16 protein-coding genes are annotated in these 21,007 nt (G+C 72.9%); 8 read left to right on the forward strand and 8 right to left on the reverse strand.

The genetic code is table 11. The features are described 5' to 3' along the window. Positions 1 to 266 precede the first annotated feature (266 nt). Both ACQP2P_RS38880 and ACQP2P_RS38885 read right to left on the reverse strand, forming a co-directional pair. Entirely contained in the window at positions 267 to 1,919 is a 1,653-nt protein-coding gene (locus tag ACQP2P_RS38880; RefSeq protein ID WP_433609638.1) for a glycoside hydrolase family 3 protein, read from the reverse strand. Between the two features lie 69 nt (positions 1,920 to 1,988). Further along, entirely contained in the window at positions 1,989 to 2,480 is a 492-nt protein-coding gene (locus ACQP2P_RS38885; protein WP_433609640.1) for a DUF3145 domain-containing protein, read from the reverse strand. Between the two features lie 255 nt (positions 2,481 to 2,735). Between ACQP2P_RS38885 and ACQP2P_RS38890 the strand changes: the two genes are divergently transcribed. After that, positions 2,736 to 3,068 (forward strand): hypothetical protein, encoded by a 333-nt coding sequence (locus ACQP2P_RS38890; RefSeq protein WP_433609642.1) that lies wholly within the window; start codon positions 2,736 to 2,738, stop codon positions 3,066 to 3,068. A 794-nt stretch (positions 3,069 to 3,862) separates the two neighbouring features. Then, a complete protein-coding gene (locus ACQP2P_RS38895; RefSeq protein ID WP_433609644.1) occupies positions 3,863 to 4,831 on the forward strand; it encodes an alpha/beta fold hydrolase in 969 nt (322 codons plus the stop codon). Here the strand turns inward: ACQP2P_RS38895 and ACQP2P_RS38900 are convergent. Then, on the reverse strand, positions 4,818 to 5,819 hold the full coding sequence (locus ACQP2P_RS38900) for a saccharopine dehydrogenase family protein (protein WP_433609646.1): 1,002 nt from the start codon (positions 5,817 to 5,819) through the stop codon (positions 4,818 to 4,820). The genes ACQP2P_RS38895 and ACQP2P_RS38900 overlap by 14 nt on opposite strands. 58 nt (positions 5,820 to 5,877) lie before the next feature. Between ACQP2P_RS38900 and ACQP2P_RS38905 the strand changes: the two genes are divergently transcribed. From ACQP2P_RS38905 to galK, 5 genes are all read left to right on the forward strand, one after another. After that, entirely contained in the window at positions 5,878 to 6,528 is a 651-nt protein-coding gene (locus ACQP2P_RS38905) for a DedA family protein (RefSeq protein ID WP_433609648.1), read from the forward strand. 102 nt (positions 6,529 to 6,630) lie between these two features. Then, a complete protein-coding gene (locus ACQP2P_RS38910) occupies positions 6,631 to 8,790 on the forward strand; it encodes a HelD family protein (protein WP_433609650.1) in 2,160 nt (719 codons plus the stop codon). A 413-nt stretch (positions 8,791 to 9,203) separates the two neighbouring features. Continuing rightward, a complete protein-coding gene (locus tag ACQP2P_RS38915; protein ID WP_360370246.1) occupies positions 9,204 to 9,983 on the forward strand; it encodes a DeoR/GlpR family DNA-binding transcription regulator in 780 nt (259 codons plus the stop codon). Positions 9,984 to 9,996: 13 nt separating this feature from the next. Then, complete coding sequence (galT, locus tag ACQP2P_RS38920; protein ID WP_433609652.1) at positions 9,997 to 11,085, forward strand: galactose-1-phosphate uridylyltransferase; 1,089 nt, start codon at positions 9,997 to 9,999, stop codon at positions 11,083 to 11,085. Continuing rightward, positions 11,082 to 12,206, forward strand: coding sequence for a galactokinase (gene galK, locus ACQP2P_RS38925; RefSeq protein ID WP_433609654.1), 1,125 nt, complete (start codon positions 11,082 to 11,084; stop codon positions 12,204 to 12,206). The genes galT and galK overlap by 4 nt, the downstream gene beginning before the upstream one ends. A 77-nt stretch (positions 12,207 to 12,283) precedes the next feature. Here the strand turns inward: galK and ACQP2P_RS38930 are convergent, their stop codons facing one another. After that, positions 12,284 to 14,023 carry a sugar transferase gene (locus ACQP2P_RS38930; RefSeq protein WP_433609656.1) on the reverse strand — a complete coding sequence of 580 codons (1,740 nt, stop codon included), beginning with the start codon at positions 14,021 to 14,023 and terminating at the stop codon, positions 12,284 to 12,286. A gap of 590 nt (positions 14,024 to 14,613) precedes the next feature. Between ACQP2P_RS38930 and ACQP2P_RS38935 the strand changes: the two genes are divergently transcribed. Then, the gene (locus ACQP2P_RS38935) at positions 14,614 to 15,579 is read left to right on the forward strand and encodes an LCP family protein (protein WP_433619440.1); all 966 of its coding nucleotides are present in this window, start codon (positions 14,614 to 14,616) and stop codon (positions 15,577 to 15,579) included. 108 nt (positions 15,580 to 15,687) lie between these two features. Here the strand turns inward: ACQP2P_RS38935 and ACQP2P_RS38940 are convergent, their stop codons facing one another. The 4 genes from ACQP2P_RS38940 to ACQP2P_RS38955 all read right to left on the reverse strand — a co-directional run bounded on the left by ACQP2P_RS38940 (position 15,688) and on the right by ACQP2P_RS38955 (position 20,950). Continuing rightward, positions 15,688 to 17,076: a Wzz/FepE/Etk N-terminal domain-containing protein gene (locus ACQP2P_RS38940; protein ID WP_433609658.1), complete on the reverse strand. Its 1,389-nt coding sequence runs from the start codon at positions 17,074 to 17,076 to the stop codon at positions 15,688 to 15,690. Positions 17,077 to 17,211: 135 nt separating this feature from the next. Beyond that, positions 17,212 to 18,579 (reverse strand): O-antigen ligase family protein, encoded by a 1,368-nt coding sequence (locus tag ACQP2P_RS38945; RefSeq protein ID WP_433609660.1) that lies wholly within the window; start codon positions 18,577 to 18,579, stop codon positions 17,212 to 17,214. After that, a complete protein-coding gene (locus tag ACQP2P_RS38950; protein ID WP_433609662.1) occupies positions 18,579 to 19,715 on the reverse strand; it encodes a glycosyltransferase family 4 protein in 1,137 nt (378 codons plus the stop codon). Before ACQP2P_RS38950 ends, ACQP2P_RS38945 begins: the two co-directional genes overlap by 1 nt. Positions 19,716 to 19,735: 20 nt before the next feature. After that, complete coding sequence (locus tag ACQP2P_RS38955) at positions 19,736 to 20,950, reverse strand: hypothetical protein (RefSeq protein ID WP_433609664.1); 1,215 nt, start codon at positions 20,948 to 20,950, stop codon at positions 19,736 to 19,738. Positions 20,951 to 21,007 lie beyond the last annotated feature (57 nt).

The following is a 21,007-nucleotide window of genomic DNA, read 5'->3' on the forward strand; positions in this document are numbered from 1 at the left end:
TTCGTGAAACCGCAGGTCAGAGCACTGTTCGGGTCGCGGCGCGCGCCGACCAGCCGCAAGGCCGTCGCGGAGAGGCTCGCCTCTCAGTCAGGCGCCTGGCAGGACCCACGCAGCCGCGCCCAGGGCAGCCGCCGACCACAGGGCGGTGCTCAGCCGCCCAGCAGGACCCCTGGCAGGACCCACGCAGCCGCGCCCAGGGCAGCCGCCAACCGCAGGCCGTCGCCGAGAGGCTCGCCCCCAGGCGCTCAGGGACCCCGGCAGCCCCGTCAGCTGCAGGCCGTCGCCGGGAGGCCCGGCAGGGGAACCGGCGTCCGGCCCGGTGCCTTCGCCTTGCCCACGAGCACATCGGCCAGCGCGGACATCGAGGCGCGCGAACCCGAGTACGTCGCCAGCAGGGTGCCCTTCGCCGAGCCGAGCACGTAGGGCGTGTCCAGCGCCACCGTCACGGTCGCCGTCGAGGACAGGTCCGCGGAGCCGCGGCCGTAGCCGACGAGCCGTACCTCGGCGCCGCCCTGGGGCACCACCTCGGCGCCCGCGCCGCGCAGGGCCTCCTCCAGCCAGCCCTTCGCCGTGTCCGCGCCGGCCGCGGTGACCCGCACCGGGCCCGTGACCAGGGCGCCTGAGCACTTGCCGCGCAGGAGGGTGACCGCGGCCGCGGCGGCCGTCCGCGCGGCGTTCTTGCCGTCCGGGCCGTCGACGACGCCGAGATCCTGCTTCGGTACCGCCCCCAGCCGCTGCTTCAGCGCCAGAATCCGCGTCACCGACTCGACCACCCGCTGCTTCGGCAGGCGGCCGGACTTGACCGCGTCCAGGAGCCCCTTGTACGCCGCGCTGAGGCTCGGCGGCATGAGCAGGACGTCGTTGCCCGCCAGGATCGCGCGCACCGCCGCCTCGCCCGGGCCCCACTGCTCGGCGGGCGCCATGTTGAGGGCGTCGGTGACGACCACGCCGTCGTAGCCGAGCTTGCCGCGCAGCAGGTCGGTCAGCACCTTGCCGGAGAACGAGGCCGGCACGCCGGGGTCGATCGCCTTCACGTCGAGGTGCCCGGACATGACCAGCCCGACGCCGGCGTCGCGCGCGGCGGTGAACGGCGGCAGGTCGGCGGTCTCGAGCGCCGTGAGGTTCTGGGAGAGCACCGGCAGGGTGCTGTGGCTGTCGGTCGTGGTGTGCCCGTGGCCCGGGAAGTGCTTGACGGTCGCGGCGACCCCGGCCGCCTGCAGCCCCCGCACGGCCGCGGCGACCTGCGTCGCGACCTTCGCCGGGTCGCTGCCGAACGAGCGGGAGCCGATCACCCCGCCGGGCTGGGTGCCGAGGACGTCGGCGTCGGGGGCGAAGTCGACGTTCAGGCCGATCGCCGCGAGCTCGGTGCCGGCCGCCTTCCAGGCCGCCTCGGTGAGCCCGGGGTCCCCGGCCGCGCCGAAGGCGAGCGCCGCGGGCAGCTGCACGATGCCGTCGCGGACGCGGGTGACCTGGCCGTACTCCTGGTCGGTGCCGATGAGCAGCGGCAGCCGCGCGGGCAGGCTCAGGGCCGCCTGCTGCAGGCCGGTCGTGAGCTTCGCCACCTGGGCCGGCGACTCGACGTTCGTGGTCTTGTTGGTTCCCGCGGTGGGATCGTCGGCGCTGGAGGAGACGAGGATGAGGCCGCCGAGATGGTACTTCTTGACGATCTCGGCCGGCGTGGACGCCCCCGCGTAGTTGCGGTTGGCCGCCGCCGAGCCCGAGGAGACCTTGTCGGCCGCGTTGCCGTACGCGTACGGCATCAGCAACTGGCCGACGAGTTCCTCATCGGAGAGCCGTCCGGCCAGGGCGGCCGGGTCCTCCCCCGCCACCAGCGCGGACACGGGCCCGCTGCCGCCCGGGTCGGCGCCTCGCTTCCCCTCGTCGGTGCAGCCGCTCGCGAGCAGTGCGAGGGCCGTCATGGACAGCAGGAAACGGCGTTCGGGACTCGGCACCGCCCCACTCAATCATGACCGTGCAACGCCGGTCTCTCACCCGACCCGTGTGAGGAGGGTCATCGGGACGCCGTCGGCGGCGTGGCGGTACGGCTCCAGCTCGACGTCCCAGGGTGCGCCCAGGGCCTTCTCCAGCGTGTGCGCGAGGGTCTCGTAGCCGCGCGCGCTCGCCACCAGGGCGCGCAGCCGGTCCTCGGACAGCACGATGTCGCCGTTGGCGCTGGTCGAGCCGCGGAACAGGCCGCGCCCGGGCACGTGCATGAACCGCTCCCCGTCCACGCCGGGGCTCGGCTCCTCGGTGACCTCGAAGCGGATCATCGGCCACTGCCGGAGCGCGGCCGCGAGCTCACCGCCCGTGCCGGTCGCGCCGGACCACGAGCATTGCGCCCGCCGCGCCGAAGGCTCGACAGGCTGAACCGTCCACTCGAGGCGGACCGGCGCGCCGAGGACGCGCGCGATCGCCCACTCGACGTGTGAGGACACGGCGAGCGGTGTCGAGTGCACGTATATGACGCCACGCGTGGGCACGTAAGACCTCCTGGAGACCGAGGTGCGTCTTCCCCTACGACCTCGTGCTCCGCGGGTCATGCCTGCTTGGCGGTGACTGTTGGGACCAATGATGACGATGTTGTGCGCGGCGCGCCAGAGAATCGGTCACACCGGTGCTGCGAAATGTCCAACGGACGAATCATCCATCAGGTAACGCACGTTTTTCTGAGGGCTCTCGCAGGCTGTTACACTTTCTTGTCTTCCATACGCATGCCTCGACAAGGAGTTCCCGCCGTGGCGAGCAACACCTCAAAGACCGCGCGGGCCTCAGTCCGCGCCGGTCAGGCCGGTGCTTCCGGCGCCCTCAGCGTGCTGGGTGAGTTCAAGTACCTCATCCCGCTCAACAAGGGCAAGCACGTGTACGTGCGCAACCTGACCAACGGCAAGACCGTGCACCTCAGCACCACCTCCGACGCCTTCGCCGAGGAGATCCGGGTGCTCGCGGCGGCCGGCCACGCCGCCAAGATCCGCGCCGAGATCCAGGCCCTCGACGCGGCCGAGCCGGGCAACGGCTGGGCCGCCACCGAGCAGCGCCTCGTCGACGCGGGCGTGTTCGAGGCCGCCTGACCGCCGGTCCTCTGTCACGTTGTCGAACGCCGCCGGGCACCTGCCCGGCGGCGTTCGTCGTCTCCGCCCCGGCGGCGTTCCTCGTGTCCGCCCCGGCAGCGTTCGTCGTGTCCGTCCCGGCGGCGTTCGTCGTCTCCGCCCCGGCGGCATTCGTCGAGGGCGATTGCCACGGTCCTCGTAGAGCATCCGCCGCCTGCTGCAGCCGGGAGCGGAGCGGAGGCGGCCTCGTGCAACAGCGACGCAAACGTCAGGAACCGGTGCGCGCCGCCCCCGCGGAGCACGGGCCGCGACTCCCGGTGCAGATTTCCAGAACCGGACAAATATCGCGCATCCCCTGTCAGGCGATAAATCCGAAAAGTCGCGGCGCGGAGCGCCCGACTTTTCGAGCGGCGCCACGAGCCCGAGGGTGAGGGTGAGGACGGGGAGGCGGCGGGAGCGCCCGACTTTTCGAGCGGCGCCCGGAGCCCGAGGGTGAGGGTGAGGACGGGGAGGCGGCGGGAGCGCCCGACTTCTCGAGCAGCGCCACGAGCCCGAAGGTGAGGGTGAGGACGGGGAGGCGGCGGGAGCGCCCGACTTCTCGAGCAGCGCCACGAGCCCGAAGGTGAGGGTGAGGACGGGGAGGCGGCGGGAGCGCCCGACTTCTCGAGCAGCGCCACGAGCCCGAAGGTGAGGATGAGGAGGAGGCGAGAGCCTCCCGGCGCTCGGGGGACACGAGGGCGAAGGGAGCGTTGCGAGACCCAAGCGTTATGGGTAGATGAGGGGTAATCCTGGAAACATCCGGGTAACAATTGCCCATGGGTACCGTCGCGTTCACGACCGTGCAGGTCAAAGACGGCGCCCGGCTGTACGGCGTGCTCCATCCCGCCGCGTCCAAGGTCCCCGGGCAGCGGCCGGTCACGGTGGTCCTCCTGCACGGCTGGACGCTCGACAACCGGCTGTGGCGCCGGCAGATCGCCGACCTTGCCGAGCGGCTCGGCGCGCCGGTGCAGATTCTCGCCTTCGACCTGCGCGGGCACGGGCGCTCCGACGCCACCCGTGGGTCCGACGCCACCCTCGAGCAGCTCGGCGACGATCTCGCCGAGGTCATCCAGCGGCTCGTCCCGCGCGGACCGATCGTGCTCTGCGGGCACTCGCTCGGCGGGATGGCGATCATGGAGTACGCACACCGGCACGCGGCCTCGTTCGCGCGGCGCGTGGTCGGGGTCGTGCTCGTGTCCACGTCGGCGGAGGGGTCCTCGCGCACGAGCTACGGGCTCAGCCCCCGGCTCGCCCGGGTCATGCGGGTGCTCGAGGTGCAGGGGGCCGGGCTGCTCGCCCGCTCCGGCGCCTGGCGGCCGCACCGGCGGCTCATGCCGCTGCTCGCGCCCGGCGTGCGCTGGCTCGTCTTCGGCCACCGGGTCGACACGAGCTGGGTCGCGCTCACCGCGTCCATGGTCGGCAACGCCCCGCTCTGCGCCATCGGCGGCTTCCGGCCCTCCGTCGACCTGCACCACCGGGTCGACACCCTGGCCGCGATGCGGGGGCTGCCGGTCGCCGTGCTGGTCGGCTCGGCCGACCGCCTCACCCCGCTCGCGTGCGCCGAGACGATCGCCCGGGAGCTGCCCGACGCCGAGCTGCGCGTCTGCGACGAGGCCGGCCATATGCTGCCGATCGAGCGCCCGGACTGCGTGACGGACGCGATCGTCTCCGTGATCCGCCGCGCCGGGCCTCGCAGCCGCACCCGGCGCTCCCCGCGCCAGCGCACGCCCGTCAAGTCAGGCTGACGCTCACCCCGTCGAGGGTGCGCACGAAGCCGGCGCCGAGCGCGGACGAGGGCGTGTGCACCCCGGGGCCCACCTCGCCGGCCATCACCCGCTGGACGGCGCGCAGGGACGCGTCGGCCGTCAGCGCGTAGGCGTTCGGGCCGGTCAGCGTCGCCGCCCGGGTGGTCCCGGCGGCGTCGCGGACCTCGGCCCACGCCTCGCAGCCGCTCGACTCGCGCACCGACGCGGCCGGGCCGCCCGGGCGGACCAGGGCCTGGGCGGCCCGGCGCAGCGGCGGGAACCCGAACAGCGGGGCCAGGGTCGCACCCGGCGGGAGGGGCATGTAGACGGTGATGTCGGGGATGCCGGTCGAATGCCACGCCGTGACCAGGTCGCCCCAGCGGGTCGCGCCCACCCGGCGGGACCCGGACGGCAACGGCACCGAGCGCGACGGGCTTCCGAAGCGGGTCGCGACCAGCTCTCCGCCGACGCGCCGCAGGGCGCCGGAGCCCATCTCGGCCAGCGCCGTGCGGGCGGTGCCGCGGGACAGTCCCCCGGGCGCCGAGAACGCCAGCTCCAGGGCGACCGCCCCGGGCAGCTCGGCGGCGAGCAGCGCGGCGAGGCAGTCGGTCGGCACCACGTCGAACCCGGCCCCCGTGATCATCGCGACACCCGCCGCGCGTGCGGCCCCGTCCTGGGCGAACATCCAGGCGAACACGTCCAGCTCGCCGGTGATGTCGAGGTAGTGCACCCCGGCCGCGAGGCACGCCGCCACCATCGGGCGGGCGGTCGCGGCGAACGGGCCGGCGCAGTTCACCACGGCGTCGACGCCCTCGAGCAGCTCGGGGGACGGAGGGCCGGCGCGGTAGGGCAGGCCGAGCTGCTCCGCCAGCGCGCGCACCGGGGCCGGCGAGCGACCGGCCAGCACCGGCCGCTCGCCCCGGGCCACCGCGAGGCGGGCGAGCAGGGTGCCGCTGTAGCCGTTCGCGCCGTACACCAGACAGCCCACACTCAGGAAACTATGAGACCCTGGGCGGGAACGGAAGTCTCAAGGGGAGGGTCGGCCGGTGCATCACATCGAGGTGTGGATGGGCACACTCTCCCCGATCTGGGTCTACCTGCTGGTCGGCGCCGTGATCGGCGTCGAGAGCATGGGTGTGCCGCTGCCCGGCGAGATCGCCCTCGTGACCGCCTCGCTGCTGTCCGTGTCCACCTCCGTGAGCCCGTGGCTCGTCGCCTCCGCCGCCGCGGCGGGCGCGATCGCCGGCGACAGCATCGGCTACCTGATCGGCCGGCGGGGCGGGCGCGCCCTGCTGGAGCGCGCCGGCCGGCGCTTCCCCAAGCACTTCGGCCCCGCGCACCTGGCCAAGGCCGAGCGGGCGTTCCAGCGCTGGGGCGTGTGGGCGGTCTTCTTCGGCCGGTTCATCGCCCTGCTGCGCATCCTCGCCGGGCCGCTCGCGGGTGCGCTCAAGGTGCCGTACGGCAAGTTTCTCGTCGCCAACGCCACGGGCGGCATAGTCTGGTCGTTCGGCACTGTGTTCGCGATCTACTCGCTGGGCCGCGTCGCCGAGAAGTGGCTCAAGGACTTCTCGTGGGTGGCGCTCGCGCTGGCCGTCGTCGCCGGGCTCGCCACCACCTTCTACCTGCGCCGCAGGGCGGCCAGGGAGGCCGCGGCCCTGCGCGCGGAGGCCGAGAAGGAGCCTGCGGGCACGGCGTGACCCACGCCGGCGGGAAGCCCGCGGCCACGCCGTGATCGAAACGTCCCCGACCCGCGAGTAAGCTTTCGGGGTTGTTTTTCGCCGGGCGGCAGGAGTAGAGCGTTGAGCGACGCGGTTCGCGACTCGGAGATCGCCGCCGAGCAGGCCTATCTCGACCGGGTCTACGTGCGGCTGGACCAGCTGCGCGCGTCCGCGGCCGAGGTGGAGAAGGCCGGATACAGCCTGGCCCGGGTCGGCAACTTCGGCGCCCTGGTCGAGCGGGACGCGATGGTGTACCACGCGGCCCGGCGCCGGCGCGCCCTGGAGAGCGAGCACGACGGGCTGGTCTTCGGCCGGCTCGACCTCGGGCCCGACGGGGTCTCCGGCGCGGACGCCGCGGCCGTCGAGCCCGCGGTGCCGGACGGCGAGGTGCGCTACATCGGGCGGCTGGGGCTGCGCGACGAGCAGTACGAGTCGCTGGTCGTCGACTGGCGGGCGCCCGCGGCGGCGCCGTTCTACCGGGCCACGCCCGCCGACCGGATGGGCGTGGTGCGGCGGCGCAGCATCCGCAGTGCCAACGAGAAGGTCGTGTCGATCGAGGACGACCTGCTCGATCCGGCCGCGGCCCCCGCCGACCTGCCCGTGATCGGCGACGGCGCGCTGCTGGCGAACCTGTCGCGGGCCACCGGCCGCGGCATGAAGGACATCGTCGCGACCATCCAGCGCGAGCAGGACGACGCGATCCGCTCCCCCGCCTCCGGGATCACGATCGTGCGGGGCGGGCCGGGCACCGGCAAGACCGCCGTCGCGCTGCACCGGGCCGCCTACCTGCTCTACGCCGACCGCAACCGGTACGAGAGCGGTGGCGTGCTCGTCGTCGGCCCCTCCGACGTGTTCGTCGGCTACGTGTCGCGGGTGCTGCCGTCGCTCGGCGAGGACACGGCCACCCTGCGCTCGCTGGGCCAGCTCGTCGAGGGCGTGCAGGCGACCCGGCACGAGCCGCCCGAGGTCGCCGCGGTCAAGGGCTCGCTGCGCATGCAGCGGGTGCTCGGGCGCGCCGCGCGGGGGCCGGTGCCGGGTTCACCCGACAAGCTCCGGATTCTGTACCGGGGTGAGCTGCTCACCCTCGACAAGCCCGCCCTGGACGAGCTGCGCCGCACGGTGCTCAACCTGGGCGTGAAGCGCAACGCGGCCCGGGCCAAGGCCGCCGGGCACGTGCTGGACGCGCTGTGGCGCCAGAGCGTGCAGCTGCTCCCGACGGGCCGGCAGCAGCAGCGGGCCGAGTTCGCCTCGGAGATCGCCGAGCGGCCCGAGTTCGGGCAGTTCATGCGCGGCTGGTGGCCGGTGCTGCGCCCCGTCGAGGTGCTCGGCTGGCTGGCCGACCGCCAGCGGCTGCAGCGGTGGGCGAACGGGATGCTGAGCAACCGCGAGATCGCGACCCTCGCCGCGGCCATCGACACCGAGTCGCTCTCGGTCGAGGACGTGGCGCTGCTGGACGAGCTGCACGAGTACCTCGGCGATCCCCCGGTGCGCAAGCGCGCCGTCCGCGACCCGTTCCACGTGGCCGAGGGCGTGCGCGAGGTCGCCACGATCTCGCAGCGCATGGCGGCGGCCCGCGAGCAGGCGCTCGAACGCCCGGACGACTACCGCGACTACGCGCACGTCATCGTCGACGAGTCGCAGGACGTCTCCCCGATGCAGTGGCGCATGATCGGCCGCCGCGGCCCGCACGCCACCTGGACGATCGTGGGCGACCCGGCCCAGGCCGCGTGGGCCGACGCCGCGGAGTCGGACCGGGCGATGGAGGCGGCCGTCGGCACGCGCCGCCGCTCCCTGTTCACGCTGACCACCAACTACCGCAACTCGGCCGAGATCTTCGCGGTCGCGGCCCGGGTCATCCGCGCGGCCCAGCCGGACATCGAGCTGCCGACGGCCGTGCGCTCCTCCGGCGTCGAGCCGGTCGAGACCGTCGCGGCGGCCGAGGACCTCGCGGCGGCGGCGCGCTCGGCCGCGGCGGCCCTGCTCGAGCAGGTCGAGGGCACGGTCGGCGTGATCACCCCGACGGCCCGCCGCGCGGAGGTCGCCGCGTGGCTCGACGGGCTCGACGGGCAGCGGCTGCAGACGGTCGGGGCGCTGGACTCGAAGGGCATGGAGTACGACGGGGTGCTCGTGGTGGAGCCGGCCGACATCCGCGACGAGGCGGCGACCGGATTCCGGACGCTGTACGTGGCGCTGTCCCGGGCGACCCAGCGCCTGACGACGGTGGGCACCCGCGACTTCTGACCCGGCGGCGGGAGACGTACATCGCCACCTCCCCAGCAAGGCACAGAACCAAACGAGAACCTCCACTACGGCGACAGTCCCCGAATGAGCGAGGATTGTCAATGGATAGTGGCCGCCGGACAGGCCCGTTCCCGTCCGGCCGAGGGCCCGGCAGCCCACGCCCCCATCGGCCCGCCCCGGTGGCGAGAGGCGCCCGTGCCGGGGGTGCCACCCACAGTTGCCTGTTCGAGTTTGTTGACTTCTGGTCGTCTAGGTTCGAAGCTGTACGCCATGCGAGCGGCCGAGGACTTCGACCGGGCCAGCGGGGCGCGCCGACGTGCGGGAGTCGTAACGTCTGCGGTGGAACCCGTTGTGGGTCCGGTCACTCGCGCAGCCGTGCAAACCCCCGCTGCGCCTGCGAAGGGAACGGCGTGATGCTCGCACAGCAACGGCAGGCGGCCATCCTCGATCTGGTCCGCCGCCACGGTGGCGTGCGCGTGAGCCAGCTGGTCCGCCAGTTCGGCGTCTCCGACATGACCATCCGGCGCGACCTCGAGGCGCTGGCCGACCGCGGACTCGTGGACAAGGTCCACGGCGGCGCCACCATCGCCGGGCCCGGCTCCACCGAGGAGCCCGGCTTCGACGCCAAGTCGGTGCGCCAGCGCAACGAGAAGGCGTCGATCGCCGAGCGGGCCGCCAAGCTGATCGAGCCGCACACCGCGGTCGCGCTCTCGGCGGGCACCACCACCGCCGCGCTCGCCGCGCACCTCGTCGACGTCCCGGGACTGACCATCGTCACCAACTCGATCCCGGTCGCCGACACCCTGTACCACGCCGGGCGCCCGGACCAGACGGTCGTGCTCACCGGCGGGATCCGCACCCCCTCGGACGCCCTCGCGGGCCCCGTCGCCGAGGCCGCGATCGGCTCGCTCAACGTGGACGTGCTGTTCCTCGGCGTGCACGGGATGAGCCCGCGGACCGGGTTCACCACCCCGAACCTCATGGAGGCCGGCACCAACCGTCTGCTCGTCGCCGCCGCGCGCCGGCTCGTGGTGCTCGCCGACCACACCAAGTGGGAAATGGTGGGCATCGCGACCATCACGCCGCTCGACGAGGCGGACATCCTCATCACCGACGTCGGGCTGGCCGCGGAGGCGCGCGTGCAGCTCGCCGAGCGCGTCGGTGAGCTCATCGTCGTGGACCCGAACGGTTAACCCTGGAGAACGAGTGAAGCGAACGGTCACCCACCTCGCCGACGGCCGGGAGCTCATCTACTTCGATGAGCGCGACGACGCGTCCCGCGACGCCGTCGACCAACGGGATCTCCCGCCGCCCCCACCGGCGTCGGAGATGCGGCACGACCCGATCCTCGACGAGTGGGTGGCGATCGCCGCGCACCGCCAGGGCCGCACGTTCCTGCCGCCGACCGACCAGTGCCCGCTGTGCCCCTCGACGCCCGAGCGGCGCAGCGAGATCCCCGCGCCGGAGTACGACGTGGTGGTCTTCGAGAACCGCTTCCCGTCGTTCAGCCACCGCGTCGGGCCGGCCCAGGGCGACATCCTGCCCGGGCTCGCGCCGACCCGCCCGGCCGCCGGGCGCTGCGAGGTGGTCTGCTTCACCTCCGACCACAACGCCTCGTTCGCCGCGCTGACGCCCGCCCGGGTGCGCACCGTGATGGAGGCGTGGGCCGACCGCACGGCCGACCTGTCCACCCGCGACGACGTCGAGCAGGTCTTCTGCTTCGAGAACCGCGGTGAGGAGATCGGTGTCACGCTCTTCCACCCGCACGGGCAGATCTACGCGTACCCCTTCGTCACCCCGCGCACCCGCCGCATGCTGCGCTCGGCGCGCGAGCACCGGGAGCGCAGCGGCGGGTCGGGCAACCTCTTCGCCGACGTGCTCGCCGCCGAGCGGGCGGCCGGGACGCGGATCGTGGCCGGCAACGAGCTGTGGACGGCGTTCGTGCCCGCGACGGCCCGCTGGCCCTTCGAGATCCACCTGTACCCTAACCGCCAGGTCGCCGACATCCCCGCGCTCACGAGCGAGGAGCGCGACGCGTTCGGCCCCCTGTACCTCGAGGTGCTGCGCCGCCTGGACGGGATGTTCGGGCTGAAGATGCCCTACATCGCCGCGTGGCACCAGGCCCCCGTGCGCGTCGCGCGCGACCTGGCCTACCTGCACCTGCAGCTGTTCAGCACCCGGCGGGCGCCGGGCAAGCTCAAGTACCTGGCCGGCTCCGAGTCGGCGATGGGCGTGTTCGTCAACGACGTGCGGCCCGAGCAGGCCGCCCAGATGCTGCGAGAGGTGGCCCTATGAGCAAGGCGGTCGATCGGCTGCCGGAAGGGCCCTGGGACGCCGTGTGGGCGAGCCCGGGCCGGGTCAACCTCATCGGCGAGCACACCGACTACAACGACGGCTACGTGCTGCCCTTCGCGCTGCCGCAGCTGACCGTCGTCGGCGGCCGCCGCACCGATGGCGAGTCCTGGACCGTCTCGTCGGAGCAGACCGGCGAGACGGTGACGTTCGGCCCCGGCGAGAAGGTCGAGGGCTGGGCCGCCTACGTCGCCGGCATCGTGTGGGCGCTGCGCGAGGCGGGACACGACGTCCCGGGCGCGTCCCTGGCGATCGCGTCCGACGTGCCGTTCGGCGCCGGGCTGTCCTCGTCGGCCGCGCTGGGGTGCGCGGTGATGGCCGTGCTGGTGGACCTGGCGGGGCTGGACGTGCCGATGGAGGTGCGGCCGCGGCTGGCCCAGCGGGCCGAGAACGAGTACGTGGGGGCGCCGACCGGCATCATGGACCAGTCGGCCTCGACGCTGTGCCGCGAGGGCCACGCGCTCTTCCTGGACTGCCGGTCGCTGGCCACCGAGCAGGTGCCGTTCGACCTGGCGGCGCAGGGGCTGGCGATCCTCGTGGTGGACAGCAGGGCCCCGCACGCGCACGTGTCGGGCGAGTACGCGGCCCGCCGGCGCAGCTGCGAGGAGGCCGCGAAGATCCTCGACGTGACGGCGCTGCGGGACGTGGAGCCGGCCGGGCTGGAGGCGGCCCTCGCGCGGCTCGACGACGAGGTGATGCGCCGGCGCGTGCGGCACGTGGTCACCGAGGACCAGCGGGTGCTCGACACCGTGGAGGCGCTGCGCGCGGGCGACGCCCGGCTGATCGGGCCGCTGATGACCGCCTCGCACGAGTCCATGCGCGACGACTACGAGATCACCGTGCCCGAGGTCGACACCGTCGTCTCCGCGGCCCTGGCCGCGGGCGCGTACGGCGCCCGGATGACCGGCGGCGGGTTCGGCGGGTGCGTGCTGGCCCTGGTGGACGCCGAGCGCTGCGAGGCGGTCGAGGCGGCGGTGCGGGGGGCGTTCGCCGATGCCGGCTTCGCGCCCCCCGACGCCTTCGTGGTCACCCCGGCGGAGGGGACCCACAAGATCGAGCCCTAGACGGTCCTCAGCGCCGCAGCGCCGCCGTGGTGACCCACGGGGCCGAGGACCCGCCCGGTCGAGCGCTGGACGCGCTCTCAGCGCCCGCCGGCGCGGAACACCTCGGCCAGCGTACGCAAGAGGACCTTGAGGTCGAGCCAGAGCGACCAGTTCTCGATGTAGTAGTTGTCGAACCGGGCCCGGTCGGAGATCGGCGTGTCACCGCGCAGGCCGCTGACCTGAGCCAGTCCGGTCAGGCCGACCGGCACCCGGTGCCGCATCGCGTACCCGGGGTAGTCGACGGAGAACTGGTCGACGAAGAACGGGCGTTCGGGGCGCGGACCGACCACGGTCATGTCCCCGCGCAGGATGTTCCACAGCTGCGGCAGCTCGTCGATGGAGGTGCGGCGCATGAACCGGCCGAAGGGGCCGACCCGCGGGTCATCGGCGACTGACCAGTTCGTCTGCGACTCCCGCTCGTCGACCGGGCGCATGGACCGGAACTTGATCAGCCGGAACGGCCGCCCGTAGCGCCCGATCCGCTCCTGGTAGAAGAAGACGCCGGGGCCGCCCTCCAACCTCGTCCCCACCGCACAGACCAGCAGCAGCGGGCTCACCACCACGATGGCGACGCCGGCGAACAGCAGGTCGAAGGCGCGCTTGGACGCCCAGCGCAGGCCCGACAGCGTCGACCGGCGCACCTGCACCACCGGGATCGCGCCGATGTGGTCGGGCATGCTGGCGCCCGACTGGAACTCGCGCAGCCGCGGCACCATCCACAGGTCGCAGTTCGCCAGTTCGGGGGCCCGGACGACCTCGATGAGCCGCGCCTCCGGCACCTCGATGTCGGCGAAGATGACGACGTCGCAGTCGGTGGCGCCGACCTGGTCGCGGATGTCCCCGAGGCCGCCCAGCAGCGGCAGGCTCTGCACTTCGTCGTGCGGCGTGCTCGCCACGTCGACGAAGCCGATGAACCGGAGCCCGTACTGGGGGTAGCGCCGTAGTAGCCGGGCCAGCTCGATCGCGACCGGGCCGCCGCCCACGATGATCGCGGTGTGCTCCACCAAACGTCGCCGGCGAGCCCACAGGATGGCCTTGCGCGTCACGGCCCGGCTGACGAGCACCAGCAGGCCGGAGACGACGAACACGCGCAGGAACTCGCCCGCGTAGATGACCGAGTCGTGGCGCACGGCGACGACCGTGGCGACCGCGGCGGCCGCGACGAGCGTCCGCCCGATCAGGCTGGGCAGCTCGTCGAGGAAGCTGATGTGGCGGCGGCTGCCGTAGAGGCCGCCGACCGCGTAGAGTCCGGCCGCCAGCAGCGCGGCGGCGACGACACCCTTCTCGTACTGCCGGTTCCAGGCCAGCGGGGCGAGCAGCGCGAGGAGGTCGAACGGCACGGTCAGCATCCACGCCCGCAGGTTGCGGGTGCGCGCGGCCGTGCGCGAGGGGAGGTACGGCAGGACCGCCGTCGAGTCGAACTCGGCGGCGTTGCGGGCCATCCGCTCCTGTGTCGTCTCGGCCCTGGGTCGCGGCGGGCGCTCGTCGGCCACGGTCCCGGTGGCCGCCTGGGCCGGTCCGTCGTGACGGTAGCCCTCGCCGTGACGGCCCTCGCCGTGACGGCGCTCGTCGTGTGAAGGCCAGCGGGGCTGCGGCACGTCCCGGGCCGAATCCGGCCGGTCGCGGTGCGAATCGGCCCGCCGCTCGGCCTCGCCCGCCAGGCCGCTGAGATACTCCGGCTCCCCGATGCCGCCGTCGCGATGGCGGGTCTCGGGCGAGCGTCCGTCCGGCGGACCGGGCAGGACCCGATAGCCGGCCCAGGGCTCGCTTGGTTGCATGCTATGGCCCCCGTATTTTCGGTCAAGCGCAGCGAAGAATCACCGGGGGATGATAGTGGCCCTGCCACCGGCCCACTAGTGCCTTCATGCGCCGATGATCCACTCCGGAATTCACGCTGCGTGCCCACCACCTGGACCTACAGTGTCGATCCCGGACGAAATAGCAGGCCGCACCGGCCGTGGAGAAACGGAATTCCGGGATTGCGGAAAAGGGAAACACGGACAAACCACAAGTTTCTATGCACCTGTGACGTGCGCAGCTCTCGACGGGACCAGACCGGGCCGCCGGAGTCAGTATCATCCTCGCCATGCCTAACCGAGAAAGGCTCGCCGGCCAGACACCACGGCAGCCCACCGGCAACCGGTCCGCTCGGCGCCCCCAGTTCGACGACGACATCACCGAGGTCGTCGATCCGCGCGCGGGCTCTTCGTGGAGCGGGGCCGGCGGGCCGGCCACCGGGCGGATCGTCCGCCAGGGTGTAGGCACGCACGATGACGACCCGGACCTCGCCGGCGCCGGCGACGAGGGCCCCGCGGACCCACCGAAGCGGGGCACCCGTCGGGCGACCCGCCGTCGCCGCCGATTCCTGCTGATCGCCGCGATTGTCCTGGTCGTCCTGGCCGGTGGCGGGCTCACCGCGGCCGGCCTCTACTACCGCTCGGTCAACTCCGACGTCAAGCGCGTGGAGGCCTTCAACGAGGTGCCGGAGGACTCGCGCCCGGACAAGCCCGCGGTCGCGGCGAACGCGGCGAACTATCTGATCCTCGGCAGCGACTCGCGTGACCCGAACTCGTCCGACGGGTCGCGCACGGACACGATCATCCTGATGCACCTGGACAAGAATCAGTCGGCCGCGCACCTGATCTCGATTCCGCGCGACACCTGGACCTACATCCCGAAGGCGAAAAACGGCAAATACGGCAATACCAATGCCAAAATCAACGCCTCGTTCGCGTGGGGCGGCGTGCCGCTCGTGGTGCAGACCGTCGAGAAGTTCACCGGCGTCCGCATCGACCATGTGGTCATTGTCGACTTTGCCGGATTCAAGGAGATTGTCGACGCGCTCGGCGGGGTCCAGATCGAGGTCGAGGAAAGCTTCACCTCGGTCACCTCGTTGAATGCCAACAGCCTCCGGCATTTCGACAAGGGCCTGCAGACGATGGATGGCGCCGCGGCGCTGGACTACGCGCGCGAGCGGAAGGCCTTCAAGGACGGCGACTTCGCCCGAATCCGCCATCAGCAGCAGGTGATCAAGGCCATCCTGAACAAGGCGGCCTCCGGCGACCTACTCAGCAACCCGGCTCGGCTCAACGCCTTCCTGCGCGCCACCGCCGACGCGGTGACCGTCGACGACACCCTGAACATCATCGACACCGCGATGAGCCTGCGGCACCTGCGCAGCGAGAACCTGACCTTCCACACCAACCCGACCAAGGGCACCGGGATGATCGGGTCGGAGAGCGTCGTGCTGCCCGACGAGGAGAAGGACAAGGCGTTCTACGACGCCGTCCGGCGCGACGACACCCAGGCGATCGTGCAGCTCGGCACGAACTGAGCCGGTCGCGCACGCCGGGTGGTGCCGCGCCGGCCCTGCCGACGCGGCACCACCTTCCAACCCGTGTCCGTGCCGCCCCGCCGGGTCGCTCGCGGCGCCCCTGCCAGGTCAGGACCGCGACGCGACGATCCCCAGGACGTTGGCCCGGATCGCCTGCAGCACCTGCAGCGCCGCGGCCAGCCGATCGGCGTGCGTGAACCCGATCCGCGTCGTCGCCGCAACCGCGTCCGTGGCGCTGACCAGCAACAAGGTGTCGGCGTTCGACAGCAGCGGGGGGGCGAGCAGCACGACGAACGCGCCCGTGTGGCGGAACGACTCCATGAGCTTCGCCAGCTCGTTGGACCGCAGGAGCCGCTCCGCCGAGCCCGGCTTCGGCGTGCCGGGCGTCAGCAGCAGGAGCGGGAGCTCCGGCGACCATTGCTGCAGGGCCATGCTGGCCGGAGTCTGGGCGCCCAGGACGTCGGCCAGACCGACCGAGTTGGGCACCCCGAACAGGCCGGGGAGGCTCGGGTCGCGGAAGTCGCCGTCGATCAGGACCACCGTCTCCCCGGCGCGCGCCCACGTCAGCGCGAGATTCGACGCGACGACCGCGGCGTCGTCGCCCGGCATCGATCCCACCACCGTGACGCTGGTCAACCGCTGGCCGGCGGCCCGCAGCCGGACGTTCGTCCGGATCTGCCGGAACACCTCCGCCTCGGGCGTCGCGGCCCGGTCCGCGCCGAGCAGCGGTGCGTTCCGGTCCACCTCGGCGACGCCCAGCAGGGGCAGCCCGGTGATCTCCGTGGCGTGGCGCTCGTCGCGCACCGCGCGCTCCCGGGCGTACCGCACGGCGGCGAGGACCAGTCCGCAGCTCAGTCCGCCGAGCAGGCCGAGCGCGACGTTGGTGGCCGGGTCCGGGCTCACCGGGGTGGACGGGGTCGTCGCGGCGCGGGCGACCGACACCCGGATCGGCGACGTGTCCACCTGGTCGGGCGTTTCCAGTCGGTCCACGAAGTGCGGGAACTCCTCGCCGTACGCGTTGGCGATGTCGCGGGCCCGCTGCGGCGAGCTGTCCCGGACGTGGATCTCCATGACCGTCGAGCTGGCGTGGGTCGTCACGGCGACGTTGGCCATGAGCTGGTCGCCGGAGTACGGCAGGCCGAGCCGGTCGATGACCGTCGTGGCGACGCCGAAGTTGTTCGCGATGGTGCTGTAGGTGTTGATCCGCTGGAGGATGTAGTTGCTGCCGCGGCTGACCTCGTCGATGTCCTTCGCCGGGTAGTTCGCCGTCAGGACGAACTGGACGGTCGACTCGTACACGGGTGTCTGGATCACGGTAACGACCCCGGCCCCGGCCGCCCCGAGCAGCGTGAGGACGACGATCGCCCAGCGGTGCGCGACGATCGCGCGGACCTGGTGCGCCCCGGTGAGCCGGGTCCACTGCCGCTTGGACAACGCCGACGCGCCGGCGCCTCCGATGCCCGCCGAGAAGCCGGTCAGCCGCGAGAACCGGCTCACCAGCCCACTCGGTGCCGATCCCCGTGACGGTTTCATGGTCGACCCTCGCCTAGCTCAACTGGAATGGATCATCGACGGCGGCGTGCCGTCGCGCGCGGGCCGCCCCGGCGACGTGCTCCCGGCGGCCGGGGACGGTCATCGCAGCAACGCCAGCCGGAGCGGATGACGCGGCTCGCCCGGCGGCACCGGCGGCGCGTCGCGGTCTCGCCCGGCCTCTCCCAGGCCGACGGCAAGCACCATCATCGCGGCCGCACACGGCCACAGGTAGAAGTCGAAGAAGAGGATCTGCGCCACGAAACCGATCACCATCAGACGCGAGACCAGCGAACGGTAGCGCACGAACGCGTACACCAGCAGCCCGCAGAAGACGAGCACCGCCACGATGCCGTAGTCGTACCAGAGCGTCAGGAAGCTGTTGTCGAACGCCGCGGCGAGCCCGTCGTCGATGCCGACCTCGCGGAAGAACCGGGTGTGCGCCTCCGCGCCCTCCCCGAACAGGACGGTGTGGGCGCTGCTCCAGATGCCGTGCCACGCCTCCCCGGACCGCCGGTACCGAGCGGTCGCCGAGTCCTGCTGCGACAGGTTCGTCAGGCGAGTGCGGAGCAGCTCCACCGCGTTGCGGACGGGTTGCGGGCCGACCAGGACCAGGGCTCCGCCGCCCGCCAGGGCCGCCACCACGAGGGTCACGCCGCGCCGGGTCAACTTCCGCTCGAGGGTCAGGTACCAGTACGCCAGGGCGCAGGCGATACCGATCCACGCGCTGCGGGAGCCCGACAGCAGCAGCCCCACCGCGCCCGCCGCGAAGGGCAGCCGCCAGAGCGTCCCCCGCAGGGCCAGCGCCGCGCACATGGCCATCATGCAGTACGTGCCGTAGACGATCGGGTGGCCCATCGTCCCGGCGGAGCGGCCCGGACCAGCGCCGGAGGTGAACGCCGGGCTGACCGTGTACTCGTCGAGGATGGGCCAGGTGCCGCTCAGCCGCTGGTAGATCGCCAGGAGCGCGATCGGCACCCCGATCCAGGCGAACCCGAGCGCGAGGCGGCGCATCGCGGCACCGTCGCGCCTCGCCTCATCGATGACGTGCCAGGTGATGATGCTGTAGCACCCGAGCGAGAGGACGCCGATCAGGACGTCCTTCAGGCTGCGCCAGTTGGCCAGCGCGGTGAGGACGCACACCATCGGCAGCGCGAAGACGACGAGACCGCCCACCGGGATCGGTTCCTCGGGGTCGAACCGCTGGATGCGGCCGTAGACCGCGATGGCCGTGGCGGTCAGCAGGATCATGACTTCCGGATACGTGGGGTAGCCGAAGTCGACGGTCGCCGGCACCAGGAACATGACCGCGAAGAGCGTGTAGTTGAGCCGCTGGGGAGTGTAAAGGCCCCAGAGCCCGGCGACCCCGACGAAGAGGGCCACCAGGAGGCTCGGGCTCCAGCCACCCAGCGCGCCGATGGCGAAGGCGGCCAGACCGGCCCAGCCGATCACCCCCGCGAACCTGGCCATCAACCCTCCGCACGCACTGTTTCGAGGTGGTCCACGAGCCGCTTCTCCGACGACGGCGCCCCGTTGAGGTGCCGCGCCCGCTCGACCGCTTCGGCGCGCAGGCGGGCGAAGGCGGGCGGCGCGGCGGCCAGGTCGGACAGTGCGCGCGCCAGGCTCTCGACCCCGGGCTCCACCAGCAGGCCGCCGCCGTCGGCGAGGAGCTGCGGCGTGGTGCCCGCCCGATAGCCGACCACCGGCCGGCCGGACATCAGCGACTCGACCGTGACCCGGCCGAATGCCTCGTTGCGGGACAGCATCAGCGTGGCGTCGGTCCAGGCATAGAGCGCGTCGGCACTGTCGGTCCATCCGAGGATATCGATCAGATCGCCGACGCCGAGCGTCCGGGCCAGCGCGCGCAGCGTCTCCTGCGCCGCCGGGTCGCTGATGCCCGCGAACCGCAGGTGCAGCTCGTGCCCGGCCCGGGCGCAGATCGCCAGGGCCTCGACCGCGTCGCGCTGGCCCTTCTCCTCACTGAGCCGCCCGAGCAGCAGAAGCCTGGTCAGGCCGGCCCGCTCGGCGGGCGGCGGCGGGGCGAGGGGGCGCGCCGGGATCGCCGGCGGGATGACGGTCATCTTCGCCGCGGCGCCGGGCGTCAGGCTCAGGACCTGCTCGGCGACGAGGTCCGACACGGCCACGATGCTCGCCGACAGATCGTCGATCATGCGGGTCAGCGTGCGCTTGGGCAGCGCCGAGCGCAGCGACGGGTTCGTCAGCAGGGTCTCGTGCACGACCCAGACGTGCGGTATCCCGGCGCGGCGGGCGGCTACCGCACCGGCCGGGATGACGGCCGAGTTCGTGACGACGAGGTCGGGCCGCAGCCGGGAGACGTACCGCTCATAGCCGGGCGCGGACAACGCGGCCTGCAGCAGCCGTACCGACCCGACGACGGGGTTGAACCGGCGCCCCATCCACAGTTTCGTCGGCAGCACCTCGACATCCGCGCCGGCCGCCGCGAGCCGGGGCGTCAGCGGGCCCTCGCCCGGCACGGTGACGGTCACCCGGTGACCCCGGTTCCCGACCGCCTCCGACACGACCGGCAGCACCGAGAGCTCGGCGCCCATGAGGTCCGACGAGTGGCTGACCAGCAGAATGTGCACGCTAGTGCCTCTCGGAGCCGCTACACGACATGGGTGGGCTCCGGCTCCCTGACCGTGGGATCCGGCCGGCTTGCGGGTGCCGGCCGCCCGGCTCGCAGCGCCGCCCCGGCCGCGATGCTGTGCAGGACGAACAGCACCGAGGAGACCGCCGCGACGCCGACCAGTCCGAAGCGGGGTGCGGCCAGGGAGTATCCGACGACGGCGGCGACGGCCGTGACGATGGCCAGCAGCGTCGCGGTGCGCTCGCGGTGCAGGTTCACCAGGCGGGCACTGAACACCTTGTCCGCCGCGACCGCGATGCTGCGCGGCAGCAGGACCAGGCCGACCAGGAAGGCCATCTCGTAGCCGTCGGTGAGCAGCCCGATGCCGGCCAGCCCGACGAGGACCAGCGCGCCGAGCCCGACTGCCAGCAGCAGCGACCGGCGCAGCACGCCGCGCATCCGGTCGGCCGAGCCCTCCTCGTGGTCACCGAGCGTCCGCTGGGCCGCCACGACGGCGCCCGACTGCGCGAACTCGATCGCCGCGACCGCCAGCGAGTAGACCGCGATCTGGTCGGCGCCCTGGTAGCGGGCGAGGGCGAGCTGGTCGAAGCGGAAGTTGAACGCGACCGCGATCGCGCCGACGTGGGTGACCGCCATCCGGTCGAGCCGCTCGGGGTGCAGCGAGGGGCGGCGGCCCATGCGCAGCAGTACCGCGCCGTGGGCCGCCCAGAGACCGACGGCCATCGTCACCTGGCAGGCCAGCCAGGCCATCAGCCAGCTCTCGCCGGTCCGCACCGACATCGCGATCAGCACCACGTACAGCAGGGGTGCGGCGGCCGCGTACACGGCCCGGTGCCGGTACACGCTGAGGAACTCGCCGAGGGTCAGACCGGCCGCCGCCGGCACGGTGCTCGCCGCGATGCACACCGCGCCGATGGCGGCGGCGAGGGGCGAGGCCTCGGCCGAGTACAACGCGAAGGCCCAAGCCAGGACGGCCGAGATCGGCACCGTGGCCAGGTAGATGAGCAGGCTGCGCCGGCCGGAGAGCTCACCCAGCCAGCCGCGCCCCTGGGCCAGCAGGAACGACTCGAGCGAGAACCCGCCGATCGCCACGCCGAGCGACGCGCTGGTGGTCGTGGCGACCAGGAGACCGCGCTCGTCCGGTGGCAGGGCGATGCTCAGCAGGATCGCCGCGCCGGACATGCCGAGCGCGCTGAGGTACATCACGGTGGCGCTGCCCAGCACCTTGCGCACGGCAGAGGTCCCGGGCAGCGGCCCGCCGGGGCGAGGCTGACGATGGGCGCCCCCTCC

It is taken from the genome of Dactylosporangium sp. CA-139114, from assembly GCF_050955725.1.
In the GTDB taxonomy this organism is placed as follows: domain Bacteria; phylum Actinomycetota; class Actinomycetes; order Mycobacteriales; family Micromonosporaceae; genus Dactylosporangium.